General features: G+C 68.6%; 24 protein-coding genes. All 24 read right to left on the bottom strand.

Annotation, left to right across the window (positions count from 1 at the left end):
• Positions 1–222: 222 nt before the first annotated feature.
• Positions 223–1,203: a diguanylate cyclase gene (locus ACGHX3_RS10975; protein ID WP_394694974.1), complete on the bottom strand. Its 981-nt coding sequence runs from the start codon at positions 1,201–1,203 to the stop codon at positions 223–225.
• Positions 1,204–1,534: 331 nt separating this feature from the next.
• A complete protein-coding gene (locus ACGHX3_RS10970; RefSeq protein ID WP_162338469.1) occupies positions 1,535–2,125 on the bottom strand; it encodes a TetR/AcrR family transcriptional regulator in 591 nt (196 codons plus the stop codon).
• A 211-nt stretch (positions 2,126–2,336) separates the two neighbouring features.
• The gene (gene fliR, locus ACGHX3_RS10965; RefSeq protein ID WP_162338470.1) at positions 2,337–3,128 is read right to left on the bottom strand and encodes a flagellar biosynthetic protein FliR; all 792 of its coding nucleotides are present in this window, start codon (positions 3,126–3,128) and stop codon (positions 2,337–2,339) included.
• An 18-nt stretch (positions 3,129–3,146) separates the two neighbouring features.
• A complete protein-coding gene (locus ACGHX3_RS10960; RefSeq protein WP_162338471.1) occupies positions 3,147–3,416 on the bottom strand; it encodes a flagellar biosynthetic protein FliQ in 270 nt (89 codons plus the stop codon).
• 133 nt (positions 3,417–3,549) lie between these two features.
• Positions 3,550–4,320: a flagellar type III secretion system pore protein FliP gene (fliP, locus tag ACGHX3_RS10955; protein ID WP_394697274.1), complete on the bottom strand. Its 771-nt coding sequence runs from the start codon at positions 4,318–4,320 to the stop codon at positions 3,550–3,552.
• Positions 4,321–4,375: 55 nt separating this feature from the next.
• A complete protein-coding gene (gene fliO / locus ACGHX3_RS10950; RefSeq protein WP_394694973.1) occupies positions 4,376–4,768 on the bottom strand; it encodes a flagellar biosynthetic protein FliO in 393 nt (130 codons plus the stop codon).
• A gap of 10 nt (positions 4,769–4,778) precedes the next feature.
• On the bottom strand, positions 4,779–5,126 hold the full coding sequence (gene fliN / locus ACGHX3_RS10945; protein WP_162338474.1) for a flagellar motor switch protein FliN: 348 nt from the start codon (positions 5,124–5,126) through the stop codon (positions 4,779–4,781).
• Positions 5,123–6,166, bottom strand: coding sequence for a flagellar motor switch protein FliM (gene fliM / locus ACGHX3_RS10940; protein WP_162338475.1), 1,044 nt, complete (start codon positions 6,164–6,166; stop codon positions 5,123–5,125). Before fliM ends, fliN begins: the two co-directional genes overlap by 4 nt.
• 15 nt (positions 6,167–6,181) lie before the next feature.
• Positions 6,182–6,706: a flagellar basal body-associated FliL family protein gene (locus tag ACGHX3_RS10935; RefSeq protein WP_162338476.1), complete on the bottom strand. Its 525-nt coding sequence runs from the start codon at positions 6,704–6,706 to the stop codon at positions 6,182–6,184.
• 237 nt (positions 6,707–6,943) lie between these two features.
• Positions 6,944–8,143, bottom strand: a complete 1,200-nt coding sequence (locus ACGHX3_RS10930; protein ID WP_394694972.1) for a flagellar hook-length control protein FliK — start codon at positions 8,141–8,143, stop codon at positions 6,944–6,946.
• A complete protein-coding gene (gene fliJ, locus ACGHX3_RS10925) occupies positions 8,143–8,595 on the bottom strand; it encodes a flagellar export protein FliJ (protein WP_162338478.1) in 453 nt (150 codons plus the stop codon). The genes ACGHX3_RS10930 and fliJ overlap by 1 nt, the downstream gene beginning before the upstream one ends.
• Before the next feature lie 18 nt (positions 8,596–8,613).
• The gene (locus tag ACGHX3_RS10920; RefSeq protein ID WP_394694971.1) at positions 8,614–10,011 is read right to left on the bottom strand and encodes a FliI/YscN family ATPase; all 1,398 of its coding nucleotides are present in this window, start codon (positions 10,009–10,011) and stop codon (positions 8,614–8,616) included.
• Positions 10,008–10,625, bottom strand: a complete 618-nt coding sequence (locus ACGHX3_RS10915) for a FliH/SctL family protein (protein WP_394694970.1) — start codon at positions 10,623–10,625, stop codon at positions 10,008–10,010. Before ACGHX3_RS10915 ends, ACGHX3_RS10920 begins: the two co-directional genes overlap by 4 nt.
• Complete coding sequence (gene fliG / locus ACGHX3_RS10910) at positions 10,622–11,632, bottom strand: flagellar motor switch protein FliG (protein WP_162338481.1); 1,011 nt, start codon at positions 11,630–11,632, stop codon at positions 10,622–10,624. The genes ACGHX3_RS10915 and fliG overlap by 4 nt, the downstream gene beginning before the upstream one ends.
• Complete coding sequence (gene fliF / locus ACGHX3_RS10905) at positions 11,625–13,301, bottom strand: flagellar basal-body MS-ring/collar protein FliF (RefSeq protein WP_394694969.1); 1,677 nt, start codon at positions 13,299–13,301, stop codon at positions 11,625–11,627. The genes fliG and fliF overlap by 8 nt, the downstream gene beginning before the upstream one ends.
• A 44-nt stretch (positions 13,302–13,345) precedes the next feature.
• Complete coding sequence (fliE, locus tag ACGHX3_RS10900) at positions 13,346–13,705, bottom strand: flagellar hook-basal body complex protein FliE (RefSeq protein ID WP_192267821.1); 360 nt, start codon at positions 13,703–13,705, stop codon at positions 13,346–13,348.
• Positions 13,706–13,782: 77 nt separating this feature from the next.
• Complete coding sequence (locus tag ACGHX3_RS10895; RefSeq protein ID WP_394694968.1) at positions 13,783–15,249, bottom strand: sigma-54 dependent transcriptional regulator; 1,467 nt, start codon at positions 15,247–15,249, stop codon at positions 13,783–13,785.
• Positions 15,242–15,622, bottom strand: a complete 381-nt coding sequence (locus tag ACGHX3_RS10890; protein WP_162338485.1) for a response regulator transcription factor — start codon at positions 15,620–15,622, stop codon at positions 15,242–15,244. The genes ACGHX3_RS10895 and ACGHX3_RS10890 overlap by 8 nt, the downstream gene beginning before the upstream one ends.
• 15 nt (positions 15,623–15,637) lie before the next feature.
• Complete coding sequence (rpoN, locus tag ACGHX3_RS10885) at positions 15,638–17,062, bottom strand: RNA polymerase factor sigma-54 (RefSeq protein ID WP_394694967.1); 1,425 nt, start codon at positions 17,060–17,062, stop codon at positions 15,638–15,640.
• 237 nt (positions 17,063–17,299) lie between these two features.
• Complete coding sequence (locus ACGHX3_RS10880; protein ID WP_162338487.1) at positions 17,300–17,932, bottom strand: response regulator transcription factor; 633 nt, start codon at positions 17,930–17,932, stop codon at positions 17,300–17,302.
• A 215-nt stretch (positions 17,933–18,147) separates the two neighbouring features.
• Positions 18,148–18,738 carry a PilZ domain-containing protein gene (locus ACGHX3_RS10875; protein WP_394694966.1) on the bottom strand — a complete coding sequence of 197 codons (591 nt, stop codon included), beginning with the start codon at positions 18,736–18,738 and terminating at the stop codon, positions 18,148–18,150.
• A 3-nt stretch (positions 18,739–18,741) separates the two neighbouring features.
• Positions 18,742–19,047: a hypothetical protein gene (locus ACGHX3_RS10870; RefSeq protein ID WP_162338489.1), complete on the bottom strand. Its 306-nt coding sequence runs from the start codon at positions 19,045–19,047 to the stop codon at positions 18,742–18,744.
• Positions 19,044–19,460, bottom strand: coding sequence for a flagellar export chaperone FliS (gene fliS / locus ACGHX3_RS10865; protein WP_394694965.1), 417 nt, complete (start codon positions 19,458–19,460; stop codon positions 19,044–19,046). Before fliS ends, ACGHX3_RS10870 begins: the two co-directional genes overlap by 4 nt.
• Positions 19,461–19,510: 50 nt before the next feature.
• Complete coding sequence (fliD, locus tag ACGHX3_RS10860; protein ID WP_394694964.1) at positions 19,511–20,878, bottom strand: flagellar filament capping protein FliD; 1,368 nt, start codon at positions 20,876–20,878, stop codon at positions 19,511–19,513.
• Positions 20,879–21,232: the final 354 nt, after the last annotated feature.

Genomic DNA, 21,232 nt, shown 5'->3' with positions numbered 1-21,232 from the left:
ATTGCGCGTGGCTACCGATGTGTCCGGATCAGGAGCGAATGGGTCCCAGCTTTCGCTGGGACGACGGCGGAGGTCGACATCGCCTGGTCCCGTCATTCCAGCGAACGCTGGAATCCATTGCCCGTGACTGCCGAGGTGTCCGGATCAGGAGCAGATGGATCCCGGCTTTCGCCGGGACGACGGAGGCGCTACGGCGGGAGATGGAGGCGACGCCCCGTGGGCCTAGAACAGGTCGTCCGCGATGACGTAGCTGTCGCGGCCGGCCATCTTCGCGCGGTACAGCGCGGCGTCCGCGCGCGAGAACCAGTCGTGCCAGGTCTTTTCCTGTTCGCGCAGCAGCGCCGCGCCCAGCGAGATGGTGATGCGGCCGCCCGGTCCGCGCAGGGAGCCCCTTACCGACTTGCGGATGCGTTCGGTGGCGGACTCGAGTGCGTCGCGGCTGTCCAGTTCCAGCAGCGCCACGAACTCTTCGCCGCCGAAGCGGAACACCTGGTCGTTGCGGCGCATCTCGAACCGCAGGATCGAGGCCAGGTCGGCGATGGCGGCATCGCCCGCCGCATGGCCGTACTGGTCGTTGACGTCCTTGAAGTGGTCCAGGTCCAGCACCACCAGCCCGAAACAGCACTCGTCGCGCTGGAACCGGTCCACGGCTTCGCTCAGTGCGCGCTCCATGCTGCGACGGTTGGGCACGCCGGTCAGCGCATCCATGGCCGCCAGCCGTTCCAGCTGCACGCGGTCGTCCTGCGTGCGGGCGGCGAAGATCAGCGAGAACACCGTCACCAGCACCGCGCTGACCGCCATCGACAGCGCATGCACGCCGTCGTGGAAGAACCCCGGCAGCAATTGCATGGCGACGATCAGCAGCAGGTTGCAGATCACTGCCGTCCAGCGATGGGCGATGAAGAAGTTGGTGAGCAGCACCAGATAGGTCCAACCGAGTGCGGTGTGGCCCAGCATCACGCAGGCGCCGAACGAAGCGCCGGTATTGAGTACCGCCAGCACGTTGCCGGCGCGGGCATCGCCGGTCCGCCAGGCGTAAGCGACCGGCGAGGCCACCGCGAGCACGACGCCCAGGTCGAACACCGCCATCGCCCATTGACCTTGCCAGCCGCGGTAGAGGCCGAACGACGCGATCGTCACCGCCGTGATGGCGCCCAGCAGGACGATGATGTCCAGGCGGAAGTCGCGGCGTTTCGGCTTCATCGAGAGGGCCGGTTGCGGACGCTCGGGGTCGGAGGGTGGCGTGTTCAAGGGGATCGGGTAAACGGACGGAACAGCGCCGCGAAGGCTCGCGCAGTGTAGGGCGTCGCGTGATCTCCGGGGTGATGGAGATCACGCTTGGCGCGAGCACGGCGCGTGCGGCGTGCACGTTCCGCGCGATGCCGTCGCGCGTTCGCGGTGGACGCAAACCCCTCGTCCGCTTTGTCGGAAGACCTCATCGTGCGAGGACATCGAAGGCGGTGGTCGACAACGCAAACGGCCTCCCGAAGGAGGCCGTCCGCAGGGGGTGCATGCGCGCCCGGTGGGCGCCGCCTCAGGCCGACAGCGCTTCCAGCGTCTTGAACACCTGCGGCACCGCCATCGCCGGCGTGCCGCCGTTCACCGACACGGCACGCAGGCCATGCTGGTAGCTCTGCCAGATCATCTCGTCGGCATGCTGGATGTCCAGGCCGCGGAACTCGCCCGCACCCATGCCGCGGCTCAGCTCCAGGCGGACCGGTTCGCGCATGCGGCGCAGTGCGGTGTTCATTTCGGTTTCCACCGCCGGCGACCAGCGCGCCGACACGCTCCAGAGCGCGGGGAAGGCGATGAAGTTGGCCGCGTCTTCGCGGGCCATCCAGAAGTAGAAGTCGAGGATGCGCTGCGCATGCGTCGATCCCTGCGGACGCTCGACCATCGGCGCCTTGCGCGCCGTGTAGTCGCGGATCAGCAGCGTGGCGATGATGTCGGCCTTGGTCTCGAAATGCAGGATGACGCCGCGCGCGCTGAGCCCGGTTTCCTCGCCCAGGTCCATCAGCGTGGTCTGGTCGAATCCCTTGGTGAAGAAGAGCCGGCGTGCGGCGGCGAGCACGGCCTCCCGCGTTTCCTGGCTGGTGCGTCGCTTGTGGGTGGGGCTGTGGCTCACAGGCAATCTCCGTTTCGCGGGGGAGCGCTGCTGTCTGGGGCTGGATCTTTCCAGTCCATGCGCTTGCGTACGTTGCAGCTCCCTCGTCCCCATTCTGCACAACTTCGTGCATTTTGTGGAACAGCCGACGCAAATGAGATGTGAAACCAGCCATCGGCCCGCCGTCAAACGTGCGTTCCGACACCTTTTCACGTCGATGACGCGCGTTCCGTCAGCCGGTGATCTGCCGCGCTGCGTCAAACGACAGGTCGAAGACGCGCTGCACCGGTGGCCCCAGTTCGCCGGCCAGCAGCGCCAGCAGGAACAGGCCCAGCAGCAGGGCCGTGGGCAAGCCGAGCTGGATCGGATTCAGCGCTGGCGCGGCGCGACCCAGCACGCCGAACGCGAGGTTCACCGCCAGCATCGCCACCATGACGGGCAGCGCCAGGCCGACGGCGGCACGCAGGATGTGGGTGAACAGCATCGGTGCGATCTCCAGCACCTGCTGCACGTCGGGCAGCGCCGTGCCGATCGGCAGCGATCGGTAGCTGTCCACGAGCAGCGACACCAGCGCGAGGTGGCCGTTGGCGGTGAAGAACAGCAGGCCGAAGGCGAGGTAGAACCACTGGCCGACGACGCCCGAGTTCACCCCGCGCAACGGATCTGACATCTGCGCGAATGCCAGACCGGTGCCCTGCGAGATCAGTTCGCCCGCCATCGCCCCGGCTTCGAAGGCGAGCCGCAGCATGAAGCCCATGCTGGCGCCGACCGCGAGTTCGCGCGCCACGTTGAGCACGGTGCTGGCGTCGAAGGCGATGCGGTCCGGCGTGCCCGGCAGCAGCGGTGCCAGCGCCATCGCCAGCGCGCCGGCGATGATCACGCGCACGCGCACCGAGACGGCGCGCGTGCCGATCAGCGGCGCCGCCATCAGCAGTGCGCCGGTGCGCAGCATCGTCCACAGGATCGCGTTGATCATGCCGAAAGCCTGCTGGCCGTCGATCACCATCTGGGTGGCGGCATCCATCGCGTCGCGTCCGCGCCGTCAGCCGATCAAATGCGGCAATCGCTGGAACAGCGTCGTCGTGTATTCCACGAGCACGCCGAGCAGGTAGCTGCCGGTGGCGAACAACGCGGCGGTCAACGCGATGGCCTTGGCGACGAAGGCGATCGTCGGCTCGTTGAGCTGGGTGGCTGCCTGGATCACGCCGATGACCACACCGACGACCAGGACGACGAGCAGCAGCGGACCACCGACCCAGAGGGCGATCTCGAGGCCACCGCGGAGTTCGGTGAGGGCGGTTTCGGGGCTCATGGGAAGGCCGGGAACAGGGAATAGGGAAAGGGGAATGGGAGAGCGCGAAGGTGATGGGCCATGAGGGGAAGGAGGCGGGTCATGCGAATGGCCACTCCCGATTCCCCATTCCCGATTCCCGGCTTCAACGCGGTCATACCGCGTTGAAGCTGGCGGCCAGCGAACCGACGATCAGCACCCAGCCGTCCACCAGCACGAACAGCAGGATCTTGAACGGCGCGGACACCAGCATCGGCGACAGCATCATCATGCCCATCGACATCAGCACGCTGGCCACGACCAGGTCGATGATCACGAACGGGATGAAGATCAGGAAGCCGATCTCGAACGCGGTCTTCAGTTCGCTGGTGATGAAGGACGCGACGACGATCGGGAATGGCACCGCGTCCGGGCCGGTGTAGCTGCCGTGACCGGCCAGGCCGGCGAACGTCATCAGGTCGGTCTCGCGCACCTGCGCCAGCATGAAGTCGCGCAGTGGGCCTGTGGTCAGCGTCCAGGCGGTGGAGAAATCGATCTGGCCGTTGAGATACGGCGCCATGCCTTCCGCCCAGGCCTTCTCGCCGACCGGCATCATCACCAGCATGGTGAGGAACAGCGCCAGGCCCACCAGCACCTGGTTGGAAGGCGTCTGGCCGGTGCCGAGCGCCTGCCGCAGCAGGCCGAGCACGATGATGATGCGGGTGAACGCGGTCATCGCCAGCAGCGCGGACGGGATCAGCGTGATCGCCGTCATCAGCAGCAGGGTCTGCAGCGGCAGGCTGACGGTGTTGTCGCCGACCTGGCCGACGTTAACCTTCGGCATCGATGGCAGGGTCGGTGCCGAAGGCGCGGCGGGTGCCGCAGCGGCCGGTGCGGCAGCGGGCGCCGTGGCAGCCTGCGCCGTGGCAGCCTGCGCGAACGCCATCGTCGGCGCGGCGAGCCACAGCAGGCAGATCAGGGAAAGGAGGAAGCGACGCATCTCAGGACTCTTTGCGCAGGCGCTTGGCCAGCAGTTCGGCGAAGTTGGGCATCGTCGGCGCGGGCGCGACGACCAGCGGTTCGGGCAGGGTGTGCAGGGCGGTGATGCCGCCGGCGCTCACGCCGATCAGCAGCTGTTCCTTGCCCACTTCGATCACCATCACGCGCTCCTTGGCGCCGACGGACAGCATCGACACCACGCGCAGCTGTTCGCTGGGGCGGATGCCGAGGCCGGCGCCGGGCATGCGCTTCAGCAGCCAGGCCAGGCCGAGGATCAGGCCCAGCACCAGGATCAGGCCGACGAGTGCGCCGCCGATGCCGGGCGTGGACGGTGCGTGCTGGCCGATCTTCTGGGCAGGCGCCGCGACGGTGGCGAGCAGGGCGAAGGCGTGCATGGCGATCGGCTCAGCGCAGGCGGCGGATGCGTTCGCTGGGGCTGACCACGTCGGTCAGGCGCACGCCGAAGCGGTCGTTGACCACCACGACTTCGCCGTGCGCGATCAGCGTGCCGTTGACGAACACGTCCAGCGGCTCGCCGGCGCCGCGCTCCAGTTCCACCACCGAGCCCTGGTTGAGCTGCAGCAGATTGCGGATGGGCATGCGGGTGCGGCCGACTTCCAGCGACAGCGTCACCGGCACGTCGAGGATGACGTCCAGGCTCATGTCCGCGTCGTGGCCGGCGTGGGCGCCGTTGTCGGCAAGCTCGGTGTCGCCGAAGGCGGTGGCGAGGGCTTCTTCGTTCTCGGGAATCATGGCGTGGCGTCCTGGAAGGCGACGGGTGCGAGGGTGGGGCGGGCGTTCGCGGTCTGCTGGTGGCGGCCGCCGGGCGGATGGTGGGCGGTGATCTTCACGGCGTTCTGTCCGTTGGAAATGCCGAATTCGCCGGTGAAGACGGGCACCTGCTCGACGCAGACCGGCACGGACTTGGGCACGTCGATGGGCAGGATGTCGCCCACTTTCAGGCGGGTGAGTTCGCGCAGGTTGATGCGCTTCTCCGCCAGCACGCTGGAGACGGTGACTTCGGCGGTGCGCAGCTGTTCGTGCATGGTCACGCGGAAGCTGTCGTCGTCGTGCACGCGGTCGGACTGGATGCCGGCGTCGAGCAGTTCGCGGATCGGCTCCAGCATCGAGTAGGGCAGGGTGACGTGCAGGTCGCCGCCGCCGCCGTCCAGTTCCACATGGAAGCGGCTGACCACGACGTACTCGCGTGGGCTGACGATGTTGGCGAAGTGCGGGTTGACCTCGCTGGTGATGTACTCGAAGTCGACCGGCATCACCGGCGCCCACGCATCGATCAGGTCGGCGAAGGTCTGCTTCAGCAGCAGTTGGATCACCCGCATTTCGGTGGCGGTGAACTCGCGGCCTTCGATCTTGGCCGGGTAGCGACCGTCGCCGCCGAAGAAGTTGTCCACCATGGTGAACACCAGCTTCGGTTCGAACACGATCAGGCCCACGCCGCGCAGCGGCTTGAACTTCACCAGGTTGAGGTTGGTGGGCACGTAGAGCGAATGCAGGTAGTCGCTGAACTTGACGGTCTCGATGCCGCGCACCGACAGCTCGGCCGAGCGGCGCAGCAGGTTGAACAGGCCGATGCGCCACGTGCGCACGAAGCGCTCGTTGATCATCTCCAGTGTCGGCAGCCGGCCGCGCACGATGCGGTCCTGGCTGGCGAAATCGTAGGTCCGCGCGATGCTGGGATCGTGCGGCGGCTCTTCGGTCTCGATCGCACCCGTGTCGACGCCGTTGAGCAGGGCGTCGATCTCGTCTTGCGACAGCAGGTCACTGGTCATCATGGCGGCGGGGTTCCGTCACTGCATCACGAAGCTGGTGAACAGGAGCGACTCGGCGGCGGGCTTGCCGGTCTCGGCGACGAGCAGCGCCTTGACTTCGCCGAGGGCGGCGCTCTGCAGACGCTCCTTGCCTTCGCGCGACATCAGGCTGGTGGCGTCCTGCTGCGCGAACAGCATCAGCAGGCGCGCGCGGATGGCGGGCGCATGCAGCTGGATGGCGGTCAGCGCTTCGGGATCGCGCGTCATCAGCTGCACTTCCACCTGCAGGTAGCGCGCACCGCCGGCTTCGCCGACGAGGTTGACGACGAAAGGCGGTTCCAGCGCGAAGTACTGGGCCGGCGCGGGCACCTGGCCCGGCTTCTTGGCCTTGGGCTCGCCCGCGTTCTCCTCCTTGGCGCCATGGCTGGTGAAGTACCAGGCGCCGCCGCCGGCGGCGCCGGCCGCGATCACGGCCACCAGTCCGATGGTCAGCAGCGACTTGCCACCCTTGGGCTTGTCGCCCTTCTCGGGCTTGGACTTGCTTGCGTTCTTGTCGGCTGCCACGGCGGTGCATCTCCTGAGGGGTCAGCCTGGGTGATGCAAGCGGTGTGCCGTGGTGGTGCCAGAGTCCCGTCGGGGTTTTGACGGGGGCGCCTCCTGTAGGAGCGACGTGAGTCGCGACCGCACGTCATGGCGGTCCGGAAACATCATTCACGCAGGGATGGTCGCGTGGTGCGGCGTCCGCGGTGCCGAAAATCTACGGTCGCGACTCACGTCGCTCCTACAGGAACAGCAGGCCCATCAGGCGTAAGCGTCCACCAGACCACGCGCTGTCATGCGGACGGTGCGGGGCGTCTCGATCGTGGTTTCGGCACCGTCGCCACTGCCTTCGCCGATGCGGGCACCGCCGCCGCCCTGCGACGGCGGCGCATGCTGCTGGCCCACGTCGGCATGGGCCAGCTGGAAGCCATGCTGGCCCAGCATGTCGCGCAGGCGGGGCAGGCTGCTTTCCAGGGCCTGGCGAACCTCGGCCTGCGCGCTGGTGAAGTCGGCGTGGACGCGGTCGCCTTCCAGGCGCAGGCGGATTTCCACCGTGCCCAGGTCGTTCGGGGTCACCTTGATATGGGCGTGGCCGATCTTCTGGTCGGCCATCCAGCGCACGGCGTCGCCGATGTCCTCGTCGAAGTGGCCACCCTGCAGGTCGGCGCTCGGCGTTTCCATCGCATTGACGGTCTCGGTGCGCGACAGGCCCAGCGCCTGGTTCGATGCGCCGACGCCGGCCAGCAGGTTGCCGGTTGGTGCGGGCGCGTCGCCGTCTTCGCTGCGGAAGGCATCGACGAGGTCGCGCCCCAGGTTGATCGCGTCCGGCACGGCGGCTGCCATCTGGCCGGTCGCCAGATGCGTGGCGAAGGACAGCAGGTTCTGCAGGGGCGCCTTCGCCTCGGTCGTGGTGGCGGCTGGCGGTGTCGCGGTCGCCTCGGTGGCGACGGCCTGGCCGGTGTCGGCTGTCGTGATGGCACCCGGCAATGTGGCCGGGACCGCGGCGCGAGCGCCGGCCAGCAGGTTATCGGCAGAAATGGGCGTGTTCGCCGCGGGTAGTGCGCCGGCGAGCAGGGGATTGGCGAGCGGATCGGTCGGCACGGCGGCCATCGCATCCGCAGGCAGCGCTGCCTGGAGCGAAGGCAGTTCCATCAGGAGCGGCGGTACCGCGGATGCGACGGTGGCGTCTTCGGGCTTGTCGTCGTCGGCAGGTGCGCGTGTCGCCTCGTCCTGCTTGCCTGCGATCGCCTTGTCTGGACGCTGCCGAACGGGTTCCTTCGCTTCCGCGTTGCGCGTGTGCGGTGCACGCGCCGCGTCGTCGCGCTTGCCGGAGCGACGCATCATGTCGTCGAACGCCGGCTTCTTCGCGGAGGCCTCATTCGTGTCGGCATCACGGGCCGGCGCCGATGACGGGGACGGCGCCTTCACGGCCAAGTTCAACGCGGACGTCGGCGACGGCATCAGGCGTCCTCGTTCTCTCGCGTGGTCGCGGCCAGGCGGGCGCGACGGGCGCCCACGTCGTCCATCTCGCGCTGGTCGCGGCGGTCGACGATCAGTTTTTCCTGCACGCGGTAGCTGGCGGCCAGTTGCTCCAGCACCTGCTTGTCGCGGCTGGCGAGCAGCAGGCGGTCGCGTTCGATGTCGACGCTGGCGCGGCTGCGGTCGACGTTCTGCAACTGCTGCTTCAATGCCTGGTCGATGCGCTCGAGGAAGGCGCGGCGGTTGGCCAGCTGGGCCGGACTGGTGGCGGCCATCTGGCTGTTGGCGTAGTCCTCGGCGTACTGGCGCAGTTCCTCCAGCCGGGATTCGTGCTGCGCCAGCGTGTTCTGGCGCTCGGCCAGCTCGCGGGCGACGGAATCCTCGTGTTCCTGCGCACGGCGCAGCAGGGGATCGATTCGGCGGGACTGCATCATCGTGGGGGTTCCTTTGCGTTACTGCAGGCCGGGCGGCAGCGGAGCGCCGGCGGCGAGGTTGCGTTGGATCAGGGATTCCAGGGCGGCGCGGCTGCCCGGCAGGTCGGCGGCGTGCGCCACGTCCTGGCCGAGGAATTCGACGATCTCCGGCCAGCGCTCCAGCGCCTCGTCCACGGTCGGATCGTTGCCGCGCTGGTAGGCGCCGATGGCGATCAGGTCGCGGTTGCTGTTGTAGGCCGACAGCAGGCGCTTGAGCTTGCGGATGCGGTCGCGCCAGGTCTCGTCGGCGATCTCGGTGACCACGCGGCTGACCGACGATTCCACGTCAATGGCCGGGTACAGGCCGGCGTCAGCGACGCGGCGCGACAGCAGGATGTGGCCGTCGAGAATGGCGCGGGCGGCGTCGGCGATCGGATCCTGCGGATCGTCGCCTTCGGTCAGCACGGTGTAGAAGGCGGTGATCGAGCCACGGCCCTTCGCGCCGTTGCCCGCGCGTTCCACGAGCGCCGGCAGGCGCGCGAACACGGAAGGCGGATAACCGCGCGTGGTCGGCGGTTCGCCGACCGACAGGCCGATCTCGCGCTGCGCCTGCGCGAAGCGGGTCAGCGAATCCATCAGCAGGAGGACATTCAAGCCCTGGTCGCGGAACCACTCGGCGATGGCGGTGGCGCGGTAGGCGCCCTGCAGGCGCGCCAGCGGCGGCCGGTCGGCCGGGCTGGCGACGACGACGGCGCGCGCCAGGCCCGCCGGGCCGAGCGTGGTCTCGACGAAATCGCGGACTTCGCGGCCACGTTCGCCGATCAGGCCCACGACGATCACGTCGGCGGCGGTGTACTTGGTCATCATGCCCAGCAGCGTGGACTTGCCGACGCCGGAGCCGGCGAACAGGCCGACGCGCTGGCCGCGACCGATCGGCAGCAGCGCGTTGATCGCGCGCACGCCGACATCGAGCGGCTGGGTGATCGGCTCGCGCGACAGCGGATTGATCGCCATGCCGGCCAGGCTGACCGTGCCCTCGGCGCGGATCGGGCCGCGGCCGTCGAGCGGGATGCCGTCGCTGTCGATCACGCGGCCCAGCAGGCCTTCGCCGACCTCCACGCCGCCGCGGCGGCGCGAGGGCACCACGCGCGCATTCGGCAGCAGACCGTGCAGTTCGGCGCTGGGCATCAGGTAGGTACGTTCGCCGGAGAAGCCGACCACTTCGGCATCCACCCAGCCGCCGTCGACGACTTCCACCTTGCAGGTGGCGCCCATCGGCGCTTCGCAGCCGATGGCTTCCAGGGTCAGGCCGACGGCGCGGCGCAGGATGCCTTCGCGGATCAGGCCGCGGCCGCCGAGTTCGGGATTGATCTGCGACAACCGCGTCGACAGGCGCAGGTCGCGCGCGGTCAGCCACTCCAGCGGCTGGGCGCTCATGCGCGCGCTCCGCGGTTGAGGACGGTGTCCAGCGCGCCGCGCAGGCGGGCTTCCAGCGTGCCGTCGATGCGCACGCTCTCGGCGTGCACGCGCAGGTCGCCGCGGCTCAGCGAGGTGTCCGCGGTGAGGCGCGTGTGGGCGCTCATCGCCAGCACCGGTGTCAGCGCGGCGATGTCGTCCGGATGCAGGCGCAGTTCGACCTCGCGCTGCGAGCCGCCGACAGCGTCCAGCGCGGTGGTCGCCAGTTCCTGCAGCAGGACCGGATCGGTCTGATAGGCGCGACCGACCAGTGCACCGGCGATGCGCACGGCGAGTTCGGACAGCGCGGCGACGACCTCGTTCTCCAGCCGGTCGAGCGGGCGCGAAAAATTGTCGAGGATGCCTTCCATCTGCGCGGCGAGCCGGCGTACTTCCGCCTGGCCCTGGGCGAAGCCCTCGGCATGGCCTTCGGCCAGTCCACGTTCCAGGCCTTCGCGGTAGGCGGCGTCCTGGATCGCCTGGATCTCCTCGAGCGTCGGCGGCACCAGTGGCGCGGCGTCCTGTTCGACGATGGCATCCGAGACCACCGCGTTGAGCGGGGCCGGCATCCAGCGCAGCGGCGAGGGCGCGCTCATACCATTTCCTCGGCGCTGGCGGTGAGGGCGATGACGCCCTGGTCAGCCAGCCGGCGCACGATGGCGAGGATTTCCTTCTGCGCGCCTTCCACGTCGGACAGGCGCACGGGGCCGCGCGCTTCCATGTCCTCGAGCAGGATCTGGGCCGCGCGCTGCGACATGTTGCGGGTGATCTTTTCCTTCACCTTGGCGTCGGCGCCGCGCAGCGCCAGGCCTAGGCGGTCGTTGGGCACTTCGCGCAGCAGCGCCTGCAGTTCGCGGTCGCCGAGGTCGGCCAGATTGTCGAACACGAACATCAGGTCCTGGATGCGCGCGCCGAGATCGGCGTCGACCTGGGTGATGCTGCCCAGGATCACCTGGTCCTGGCCGGAATCCATGAAGTTGAGGATGTTGGCCGCCACCTTCACGCCTCCGATGCTGGAGGCCTTGAGGTTCTGGTTGCCGGCGAACTGGCGCTCCATGATTTCGTTGAGTTCGTTCAGCGCATTCGGCGGGATGCCGTCCAGCGTGGCGATGCGCAGCAGCACGTCGGTGCGGGTGCGCTCGGCCAGCAGCTTGAGCGTGTCGGCGGCCTGGTCGCTGTCCAGGTGCGCCAGCACGATGGCGATGATCTGCGGATGTTCGTTGCGCACCAGGTCGGCGATCGCGCGTGGATCCATCCACTTCAGCGTGTCCAGGCCGGTGGTGTTGCGGCCCAGCAGGATGCGGTCGATCAGGCTGCCGGCCTTGTCCTCGCCCAGCGCCTGCACCAGCACCTTGCGCACGTAGTCGTCGGCGCCCATGCCCAGCGAGGTCTGCTTGTCCAGCGCCTCGCCGAAGTTGGACATGACCTGCATCACCTGCTCGCGGCTGATGCCGGAGATGGTGGCCATGGCGATGCCGAGCTTCTGCACCTCCTTGGCGTTCATGTGCTTGAGCACTTCGGCGGCGTCTTCCTCGCCCAGCGAGAGCAGCAGCACGGCGGCGCGCTGCACGCCGCTGAGGGCGGTTTCCGGTGCGTTATTCATCGCTGGCCACCCAGTCCTTGACCACCTGCGCGACCTGCTTGGAGTCGGTCTTCACCGCTTCGCGCGCCTGGCGCAGGCGGTCTTCGTAGGCGTCGGAGGGCAGGGCGCGCATCGGCGGCGCGTGTTCGTGCGAGAGGGTGGCGACCACGCCGTCCTCGTCCCCGTCGTCCACGACATTGACGTCGATGCCGTCGTCGGTATCGCGCTTGTGCTTGGCCGCCGGGCTGATGATCTGGCGCATGGCCGGGCGCAGCACGCCGAACAGCAGCGCGATGACGACCAGCGCGCCCAGGCCGTAGCGCGCGATGTCGCGCACCATCGGGTTGTGCAGCCACGGGCTTTCCCAGAACGGCACGTCGACCGGGGCTTCGGTCTCGCGCACGAACGGGGCGTTCATGACCGACACGGAGTCGCCGCGGGCGGCGTCGAAGCCCACGGCTTCCTTCACCAGCGCTTCGATGCGGGTCAGGGTGGCGGCGTCCAGCGCGGTCATCACGACCTTGCCGTTCTCGCCGGTGCGCGGCACGTGGTCGACCAGCACGGCTGCGGTGACGCGGCGCACGCGGCCAGCGGGCTGGCGCGTGTGCTGCAGCGTGCGGTCCATCTCGAAGTTGCGCGTCGCACTGCTGCTCGTCTCGACCGGCGCGGCGGGATTCGGCGCAGCGGCGGCCGCGGCGTTCGGGCCGGGCGGGGTATTGCTGGTGGCGCCGGGCACGCCCTCCGGACCGCTGCCGGCGCTGGTGGTGTTCTGGCTGACCTGCTCGCTGCGGATCTTGGCCGGGTCGTTGGCGAAGGTCTCGCGGGCTTCCTCGGTAACCGAGAAGTCCATGTCGACGGCGACTTCGGCGTTGACGCGGCCGGGGCCGGTCAGCGGCTCCAGCAGTTCGCGGATGCGGTCGTTGAACGAGGTTTCCAGCTTGCGCACGCGTTCGAACTGCGCGGCGTTGAGCGCGGCTTCGCTGTTCGGGTCGCTGATGGTCAGCATGCGGCCGCTCTGGTCGACCACGGTGACGCGCTCGGGCGCCAGGTCGGGGATCGACGACGACACCAGGTGCACGATGGCGTCCACCTGGTTGCGTTCGAGCATCGCGCCGGAGCGCAGGTCGAGCACGACCGAGGCGCTGGCCACTTCGCGCTGGCGGGTGAAGGCGCTGGGCTTGGGAATGGCCAGGTGCACGCGGGCGTCGCGCACCGGGCGCAGCGTGGTGATGGTGCGGACCAGTTCGGTTTCCAGCGCGTGCTGGTAGCGCGCGTTCTCGACGAACTGGCTGACGCCGAAGCCCGGGTCGCGCTCCATCATCTCGAAACCGAGGCGGCCGCTTTCGGCCAGGCCGGCACCGGCCAGCTTCAGGCGGGCGTCGTGCAGGTTTTCCTCGGGCACGGAGATCGCGCCGGTAGCCTGGTCCAGCTGGAACGGGATCTTCGCCGCGCGCAGCATGTCGGTCGCTTCGGCGGTGGCCTTGGCGTCCAGGCCGGTGTAGAGCGGGGTGAAGGCCGGCTTCTGCGACCAGAAGAACACCATCATGCCCACCGCAACCGCGCCGGCGATCAGCAGCAGCGTGCCCATCTGCCTGAACACGCGCGCGTCCTGGATCTTGGTCAGCGCCGCGCCGGCCTTGTCGGCGGTCAGCGATTCCTTCAGGGCTTCCTTGGAGAGCGTGAGGGCCATGGCGACGGGTCGGTTCTAGGTGGAAAGGTGGAGAGGGCGCCGCCTTACAGCGGCATGTTCATGACGTCCTGGTAGGCCTGCACCAGGCGGTTACGCACTTCGACGGTGGCGCGGAAAGCGACCTGCGACTGCTGTGCGGCCACCATCACCCGCGCCAGGTCCGCGCGCGGATCGCCCAGTTCGAAGGCCTGCGCCAGCGCGCCGGAGGTCTTCTGGGCGTTGTTCACGCCTTCCAGTGCGTTCTGCAGGGTGTCGCCGAAGCTGGGCGCCTTGACGCCCGGCTGCTCCAGTCCCACCCGGTTCGGGGTGAAGGCCCCCGGATTCGGCATCGGCTCGAGGGCGCGCGTACCGACCTGGTGCTGGTAACTGCGGATCTGCGAGAGGATGGAAGTGACGTCGGACATGGGCGGGTGCTTCGGTCGTCGGAATGTCTTGCCTGATCAGTTGCAAGACCCGTGCCGGAAACCGCGCCCGTGGCCAGTCAGTTTTCCGTCGCCAGCGCCACGTCCTCGCGCTCGATGCCGTACTTGCGCAGCTTTTCCACCAGCGTGGTGCGGCGCAGGCCGAGCAGCTGGGCGGCATGCGCCACCACGCCGCCGGCGCGGTCCAGCGCGTCGCGGATCAGGTTCAGTTCGATCTGCGCGATGTGCTCGCGCAGGTCGATGCCGGCGTCCGGCAGGCGGTCGGGCGGCGTCGCGGCGGCGGCCACCACGGCCGACGGCAGCGGGGCCGCGATGGCCGGTGCGGCGGCTGCGGGCGCCGGCGTCTCGATGACCGGGGCCGCGTCCACGCCTTCCGGCTGGTAGCGCTTGGGCAGGTCGGCCACCTTCACAAGTCCGCCGGGATGCAGCACGGCGAGGCGCTCGACCAGGTTGGTCAGTTCGCGCACGTTGCCCGGCCAGGCGTAGCTGCGCAGCGCCTGCAGGGTGTCGCTGGCGAAACGGACTTCGCCACGACCGGTGCGGGACAGCTGCGCCGCGATGGTCATCACCAGGTCGGGCAGGTCGTCGGCGCGCTCGCGCAGCGCCGGCATCTCGATGGGGAACACGTTGAGGCGGTAGAACAGGTCTTCGCGGAAGTGGCCGTCGGCGATCCGCGTTTCCAGGTTGCGGTGGGTGGCGGCGATCACGCGCACGTTGCAGCGGATGGTCTGGTTGCCGCCGACGCGCTCGAAGCTGCGCTCCTGCAGCACGCGCAGCAGCTTGACCTGCATCGGCAGGCTCATGTCGCCGATCTCGTCCAGCAGCAGGGTGCCGCCCTCGGCCATCTCGAAGCGGCCCTTGCGCGCGCTCAGCGCGCCGGTGAAGGCGCCCTTCTCGTGGCCGAACAGTTCGCTCTCCAGCAGGTCCGGCGGGATGGCGCCGCAGTTGATGGCCACGAACGGCCCGTCGCGGCGCGGCGACTGGTCGTGGATGGCGCGCGAGACGACTTCCTTGCCGGTGCCGGATTCGCCCAGCACCAGCACGGTGGTGTCGAAGCTGGCGACCTGCTCGATCATGCGGCGCAGGCGGACGACGGCCGGGCTGTTGCCGGTCGGGCCGCTGGTGCTGACCTGCTGCGCCTGGTGTTCGGTATCCAGCCGCTTCAGGCTGGCGCGGCGCAGGCAAGCTTCCAGCTGCGCATGGCGGATCGGGCTTTCCAGCGCCCAGACGCCGGCCTCGTGCAGGCCGTGCGCGGCGGCGAAGCCGGCGGTGTCGCCTTCCAGCAGCAGTACCGGCGGCGGCAGTTGGGCCTTGCCCAGCCAGGCGAAGAACGCGTCGGCGGCCTTCCGGTCGTCGAGCGAGCCGACCACCACCGCCAGCCAGTCGTGCTGGCGCGCGCGGCGGACATCCACGTCACCGGCGCTGGAGACCCAGCGGGGTGTCAGGTCCATGAATTCGAGCAGTCCGGCCAGGCGTTCGGCACGGGCGGCGTCGGCGTCGATGACGAGGATGCGGGATTCACTCATGGCGGCGGTCTTTGAATTTTTCGAGGATGGGCAAGACTTCCTGGATGTAGGAAAGCTTGCTGACGAAGTCGTCGGCGCCGGCGCGCATCGCGTGTTCGCGGTGCTCGGCGTCGTCGAAGTGGCTGGCGATCACGATGAAGGGTGGTGCGTCCTGGGTCTTGATCAGGCGGGTGGCCTGCAGGCCGCCCATCTCTGGCATGGCCAAGTCCATCAGCACCACGTCCGGACGCAGGGTCTCGGAGCGTTCGATGGCTTCCAGGCCATTGCTGGCGCGGCCCACGACCTCCAGCCACTCCACCTTGCGCAGGTGGCGCAGGGCGGCGTTGATGAAGCCTTCGTGGTCGTCCACCAGCAGTACGGTGATCTTGCTCATTGCGGTCGTGCTCCGTTATCCAGCGTTTGCCAGGACGGATACGGTAGCGCGTCGGCGTTCCCGGGCGGGAGCGATATCGAGCTGTTCCCGGTACTTGGCCACGGTCCGGCGGGCGATATGGATGCCCTGGCGCGCCAGCAGGCCGGCGATCGCTTCGTCGGCCAGCGGCTTGCCCGCCGGTTCGGAGTCGATCAGGCGGCGGACCATCGCGCGCACGGCCGGGCCGGACACGTTGGCGCCTTCCAGCCGCACGGCGAAGAAATGCTTCAGCTCGAACGTGCCGCGCGGGGTCTGCATGTACTTGCCGGTGGTGATGCGCGAGACGGTGGACTCGTGCATGCCGATGGCGTCGGCGATCTCCTTCAGCGTCAGCGGCGCCATCGCTTCGTCGCCCTGGGTCAGGAAACCGGCCTGGCGTTCGACGATGGCGCGCGCGGTGCGCAGCAGGGTGTCGTAGCGGATGGACAGGCCGCGGGTCAGCCAGCGGGCTTCCTGCAGCAGTTCGCGCAGCTTGCCGGCGCCTTCGGACGGCTCGGCCTGGTCCAGCGCGCGTTCCTGCATGGCGTTGACGCGCAGGCGCGGCGTGGTGGCCGGGTTCAGCGCCACGCGCCAGGCGCAGTCGGCGTGCCAGGCGACCACGTCGGGGACGATGTAGCCGGTCGGCGCCGGGGCCAGCGAGGCGCCCGGGCGGGCATCCAGCGACAGCACCAGGCGCACGCCTTCCATGACCTGGTCGAGCTCGAGGTCCAGCAGGCGGGCGAGGGCGTCGTACTCGTGCGCGGCCAGCAGCGCCATGCCGTCGGTGACGATGCGATGGGCGATGTGGCGGCCAGGGACGCGGCCCTGCAGGCAGTCCAGCTGCACCTGCAGGCATTCGCGCACGTCGGCGGCGGTCAGGCCGGGGAATTCGCCGCGCAGCAGGCGGTCGCGCAGGGCGAGTACGGCGTCGGTGGTCAGGTCGAAGCGGGCCGAGGCCAGCAGCGCCAGCGTGTCGGGCGCCTGTTCCAGATAGCCGGCGTCGTTGGTGTGTTCCAGCCAGAAGGCGACCACGTCGAGCGCGCGGTCGTCCAGTTCCAGCGCCAGCCGGTCCAGCACGCGTACGTGTGGGTCGCTGGATTCGCCGGCCTCGACGCGCTGCATGCGGTCGTCGTCGCCGTCCTGCCAGCCCGCACCGGGGACGTCCCACAGGCTGGATTCGGGCAGTTCGTCGAAGGCCGCGGTTTCCAGCGTGGCGACGTCCTGCGCGGGCAGCACCTCGATCTCGCCACTCTGGTCGGCGTCGTGGGTCTCCTCGACTTCGAGCAGCGGATTCAGGTCCAGCGCGCGGCGCACTTCCAGCTCCAGCTGCAGGCCATCCAGCTGCAGCAGCCGGATCGACTGCAGCAGTTGCGGCGTCAGGTGGAGTTGCTGCCCGAGCTGGGTGGAAAGTCCCGTCTTCATTCCCGTGGTCCCCGATTCGATGGCGTGCCGAGGCGGCTTCACATCGTGTTGACACTGTGCGGGGCGGGTGACGGAAAAAAAATCAGGGCATTTCTGGTTGTGCTGCGGGCACGCCCGACGCGCCGTCAGGGTTTCCCCTACGACGTCGGTTCAATGGCGGGAATGGAGGCCCGGGGAGGACGCGCTGCAACGGAATTCCGTCACGGAACGGGCATTGCCCGGGGTGTACTGCAAGGCTCAGGCCAGTTCGTTCTGGTGGCGCGCGGCCAGCAGCAGCAGATCGTTGGCGCGACGGCAGCCCAGCGACTCCATCATGCGCGCGCGGTGCGTTTCGACTGTCTTGACGCTGATGCCCAACTGCGCGGCGATTTCCTTGCTGCTCATGCCGCCGCCCAACTGGCGCAGGATTTCGCGCTGCCGTGGCGACAACGCGGCGATGCCGGTGGGACGCTGCGGATTGAGCATCGGTGCCAGCATCTTCGACGACACCTGCGGGCTGAGGAACACCTGGCCGCTGGCGGCGGCGCGCAGCGCGAGTTCCAGTTCCATCGGCGCCGCTTCCTTGACGACGAAGCCTGCGCAACCGCGATCGAGCGCCACGCGCACCTGGGTGGGATCGTTGTGCATGGACATCATCACCACGCGCGTCTGCGGCAGCGAATCGCGCAGCAGCGGCAACAACTCCAAGCCGCTGCGATCAGGGAGCGACAGGTCCAGCAGGATCACGTCGGGGCGATGGATCGCCGCCATGTCCAGCGCCTGTTGCGCATTGCAGGCCTCGGCCACGACATCGACATCGGGCAACGCCTGCAGCAGGCGTCCGATGCCGGCGCGGACCAGGGTGTGGTCGTCGACGATGAGTACACGCACGGGAGAAATCAGTGGCTGTCGCGTTGCAGGGTCAGGTCACGATAGCGGCGCGATGCGTCCACGCCAATTCACAAACGCGATGGAGATGTGAAATGTCGACGTGGTTCACACTTGCTGGCTCGCCAGCGTCGGTAAAACCACCGATTCCGCAAGACCGTCGCCAGCATGCGGCGCGTGGCAGGTGGCGTCGTCGCGCACGGTTGCGCGAAACGCGTTCACGTCCGTGTCGCGTGCAACTGTTGCCGCGCTTCGGCCACCTGACGGCGATGCAGGCGGAAGAGATGGCGATCCATCGCTTCGGCCAGGCCGGCGTTCAGACCCTCGAACTGCAACCACAGATGATGCAGGCCGTGCGTGCCTTCGACGTGATCCAACACCTTCACCGGCAGTTCGATCTGGTCGCTCAGCCAGGCCGCGGGTTGCAGCATGACGACACCTACGGTTTCCGCAGAATGCGCCGCTGGTGAGACCGCATCCAGCCGCACGCCGCGGTGCGACCAGCGCAACGCGGTGACAGGCAGGGTGTCTTCGTGCCGTCGCGCCAGGCGGCCCAGCAACGACAGCACCAGGTCGAGCTTGGCTTCGATGCGCTGCTGGCTGGGCGTGGCTTCCTTGCGTTCTTCCGGGTCGTCGCCACGCACATCCTCGGCGACGGCGAGCCCTTTCAGCAGGGCCTCCGACGGCGCCTGCATCACGGCACGCGCGCCGGCATCGAAACGCGCCGGCAGCACGACATCGCAGGTGAGCGCGCCGTCGAAGAGCGCGTGCTCGGCGGGATGCTCCACCAGGATGATCGACGTGCCCATGGCTCAGCCCTCGACGACGGACAGGTAGGCGCGCGCGGCGCGATCCGCGCGCTGGGTGGCGTGCATGCGGACGCGCGCCTGTTCGCGTGCATCCTGCATGGATTTCTGCAGCTCGAGTTGCGCGCGCAGCAGTACGGCCAGTGCGTCGTAGCCGGCGGTCCTGCCGCCGTCGGCATGCAGGAAGGCACGCACGTCATGGTCGTGCCGGTTGAGCAGGCGCTCCACGTCTTCCAGCTCGCCGGCGTGCAGCGCATGCCGCATGCCGTCCAACTGGGCGAACAGGTCGTCGAGGGCCGGCGCGGCGCTCATCCTGCCGCGGCCATCGCCGGCACTTGGCGCTGTTCGCTGGGGATCGCGTTCCAGGCCGATTCGATCTCGCCCAGCAGCTCCAGCGACTCGCGCAGGGCGGCAGGATCGTTGTGCAGGTTGGCCTCGATCAGCCGCGTCTGCACGTAGTCGTACAGGGCCGACAGACTGCTGGCGATCTCGCCGCCGGCCTCATGGTCGAGCGAACCGTTGAGGTGGCCGATGATGGCGCTGACTTCGCCGATCGCCTTGCCCTTGCGCGCCAGGTCGCCGCGCACCACGCAGGCTTCCGCCAGGCGCAGGCGCTCGCAGGCGCCCGACAGCAGCAGGGCGACCAGGCGGTGCGGATCCGCTTCCATCACGGCGCTGCTGAGGCCGGTGTTGCGGTACTGCGCGGCGTAGGACTGAAGTGACATTCCATTTCTCCTGGAGATCCGGTCGCGGAGGCGATCCGGACCCGCGGTGATTAACTGCTCGTCTGAGCGGTGAGCGACGCCAGCTGCTGGGCGAGGGCCGAGCTGGTGGTGTTCATCTGCGAAATCATGCTGTCCAGCGCGACGAACTGCGCCTTGTAGCGGTTGCCGACGGCTTCCATGCGCGCATCGAGCGCGGTGCGCTGCGCGGTGACGTCCTTGATCTGGGCGTTGAGGCCGTTGGTGCGCAGGGTGAAGGCGCCATCGGTGCCGATGTAGCTGCCGACGGCCGTCTGCAGGCGGCCGGCGAACGCGGTGTCGCCGGTGAAGGCGGTGCGGATCTTTTCCGGATCGGCGGTGAGCGCGGCGGTGAATTTGCTGCTGTCGAACACCAGCGTGCCGTCCGAGGTCGGATAACCCTTGGTCTGCAGGCCCAGTGTCTTCGCGTCCAGCCCCTGCGCGGCCAGGCCGCCGAGCAGGTCGCCCATCAGGGCGCGCAGCTGGCCCGACGCGCTGCGCATCTGCGCGTCGCCGGTCAGCGCCGAAGGTTCGTTGCTCTCGGCGTTGTACTTGGTGCTGGCGTTGATCGCGTTGATGGCGGTGTTGTACGCCGTCACGAAATCCTGGATCAGCTTGCTGGCAGCGGCGCTGTCGGTGGACACGGTGACCGTGGTGGTGCCCTTGGTCTTCAGGTCCAGGGTCAGGCCGGGCACGGCTTCGGTGATCTTGTTGGTGCTGGCGGTGACGGTCAGGCCGTCGATCTTCACCTCGGCGTCCGCGGCCGGTACGCGCTCCTGCAGGCTGGCGGCGAGCGACTGCAGGTCGCTGCCGCCGGAGGTGAAGGCGAGGGTGAAGCCATTGGCGGCGCCGGTCTTGTCGGCGGACACCGACAGGTACTGGCCGTCATTGGATGTCAGCACGCTGGCCTGCACGCCCTTGCTGCGCGCGGCGTCGTTGATCGCGCTGCGCACGTCCTGCAGGGTCGCGCCCTCGGCGATGTCGATGGCGAGCGACTCGCCGCCGACGGTCAGCGTCAATTGGCCGGCGCCGAAGGTCTGGGTGGCGGTCACCGGGGTGTTGGTGATCCATTTGTTGGCGGTGGCCAGTTCGACCACCTCCACGTTGTAGATGCCGTTGGGCGTGCCGCTGGAGACGCTGGCGCCGGCGACCGTGTCGGTCCCCGACTTGACCGTGCGCACGTCGAAGGCGGTGGGCGCCTTGAGCGCCTTGAGCGCCGTATCCAGCGTGCTGAACGCCGAACTGACGGTGCCGATGGCGGACAGCTTGAACTTGGCCTGGCTCTCGATGCGGTTAAGGCGGTTGTCGGCCGGCTTGCGATCGGCCGCGACCAGCTGTTCGACCATGCCGGTGATGTCCAGCCCCGAACCGATGCCGCCGTAACCCAGCGAATAATCTGCCATTGCCCTGTCTCCTGTCTGGCCCTTTCCGCAAAAAGGGAGGCCGGGCGGGCCGCCATCCGATGACGAATGGGACCCGCCCGTGCAGTACCAATAACGGCCCGGCTGAGCCGTTCTTTAGCCGCATTTCTCCGTCTCCCACCGCCGCCGTGGGTCCGGCGTGCTGGTCAGAAATGCAGGCAGGGGAGGGAATGCAGGGTTTGTGCCAATGGAGCCGTGATTGGTGATTGGGGATTGGCGAGGCGGAGAAGACCGGCTGTTTCCAACCAATCACGAATCACGAATCACCCATCCCCAACGCCCCAAAAAAAGACCCCCGCCGTTGCCGGCAGGGGCTGGGGTACTGCCAAACGGAGG

This window comes from Pseudoxanthomonas japonensis (assembly GCF_043632995.1).
In the GTDB taxonomy this organism is placed as follows: Bacteria; Pseudomonadota; Gammaproteobacteria; order Xanthomonadales; family Xanthomonadaceae; genus Pseudoxanthomonas_A; species Pseudoxanthomonas_A japonensis.
This window is presented reverse-complemented; position numbering and strand designations above follow the sequence as displayed.

Bases quoted from the DNA above. Each gene is read 5' to 3' on its own strand.
- ACGHX3_RS10975 (WP_394694974.1), bottom strand. From the start codon at position 1,203: ATGAAGCCGAAACGCCGCGACTTCCGCCTGGACATCATCGTCCTGCTG.
- fliR (WP_162338470.1), bottom strand. From the start codon at position 3,128: ATGGATGCCGCCACCCAGATGGTGATCGACGGCCAGCAGGCTTTCGGC.
- ACGHX3_RS10960 (WP_162338471.1), bottom strand. From the start codon at position 3,416: ATGAGCCCCGAAACCGCCCTCACCGAACTCCGCGGTGGCCTCGAGATC.
- fliP (WP_394697274.1), bottom strand. From the start codon at position 4,320: ATGGCGTTCGCGCAGGCTGCCACGGCGCAGGCTGCCACGGCGCCCGCT.
- fliO (WP_394694973.1), bottom strand. From the start codon at position 4,768: ATGCACGCCTTCGCCCTGCTCGCCACCGTCGCGGCGCCTGCCCAGAAG.
- fliN (WP_162338474.1), bottom strand. From the start codon at position 5,126: ATGATTCCCGAGAACGAAGAAGCCCTCGCCACCGCCTTCGGCGACACC.
- fliM (WP_162338475.1), bottom strand. From the start codon at position 6,166: ATGATGACCAGTGACCTGCTGTCGCAAGACGAGATCGACGCCCTGCTC.
- ACGHX3_RS10930 (WP_394694972.1), bottom strand. From the start codon at position 8,143: ATGCCGTCGCCGACGTCCGCGTTGAACTTGGCCGTGAAGGCGCCGTCC.
- fliJ (WP_162338478.1), bottom strand. From the start codon at position 8,595: ATGATGCAGTCCCGCCGAATCGATCCCCTGCTGCGCCGTGCGCAGGAA.
- ACGHX3_RS10920 (WP_394694971.1), bottom strand. From the start codon at position 10,011: ATGAGCGCCCAGCCGCTGGAGTGGCTGACCGCGCGCGACCTGCGCCTG.
- ACGHX3_RS10915 (WP_394694970.1), bottom strand. From the start codon at position 10,625: ATGAGCGCGCCCTCGCCGCTGCGCTGGATGCCGGCCCCGCTCAACGCG.
- fliG (WP_162338481.1), bottom strand. From the start codon at position 11,632: ATGAATAACGCACCGGAAACCGCCCTCAGCGGCGTGCAGCGCGCCGCC.
- fliF (WP_394694969.1), bottom strand. From the start codon at position 13,301: ATGGCCCTCACGCTCTCCAAGGAAGCCCTGAAGGAATCGCTGACCGCC.
- fliE (WP_192267821.1), bottom strand. From the start codon at position 13,705: ATGTCCGACGTCACTTCCATCCTCTCGCAGATCCGCAGTTACCAGCAC.
- ACGHX3_RS10895 (WP_394694968.1), bottom strand. From the start codon at position 15,249: ATGAGTGAATCCCGCATCCTCGTCATCGACGCCGACGCCGCCCGTGCC.
- ACGHX3_RS10890 (WP_162338485.1), bottom strand. From the start codon at position 15,622: ATGAGCAAGATCACCGTACTGCTGGTGGACGACCACGAAGGCTTCATC.
- rpoN (WP_394694967.1), bottom strand. From the start codon at position 17,062: ATGAAGACGGGACTTTCCACCCAGCTCGGGCAGCAACTCCACCTGACG.
- ACGHX3_RS10875 (WP_394694966.1), bottom strand. From the start codon at position 18,738: ATGGGCACGTCGATCATCCTGGTGGAGCATCCCGCCGAGCACGCGCTC.
- ACGHX3_RS10870 (WP_162338489.1), bottom strand. From the start codon at position 19,047: ATGAGCGCCGCGCCGGCCCTCGACGACCTGTTCGCCCAGTTGGACGGC.
- fliS (WP_394694965.1), bottom strand. From the start codon at position 19,460: ATGTCACTTCAGTCCTACGCCGCGCAGTACCGCAACACCGGCCTCAGC.
- fliD (WP_394694964.1), bottom strand. From the start codon at position 20,878: ATGGCAGATTATTCGCTGGGTTACGGCGGCATCGGTTCGGGGCTGGAC.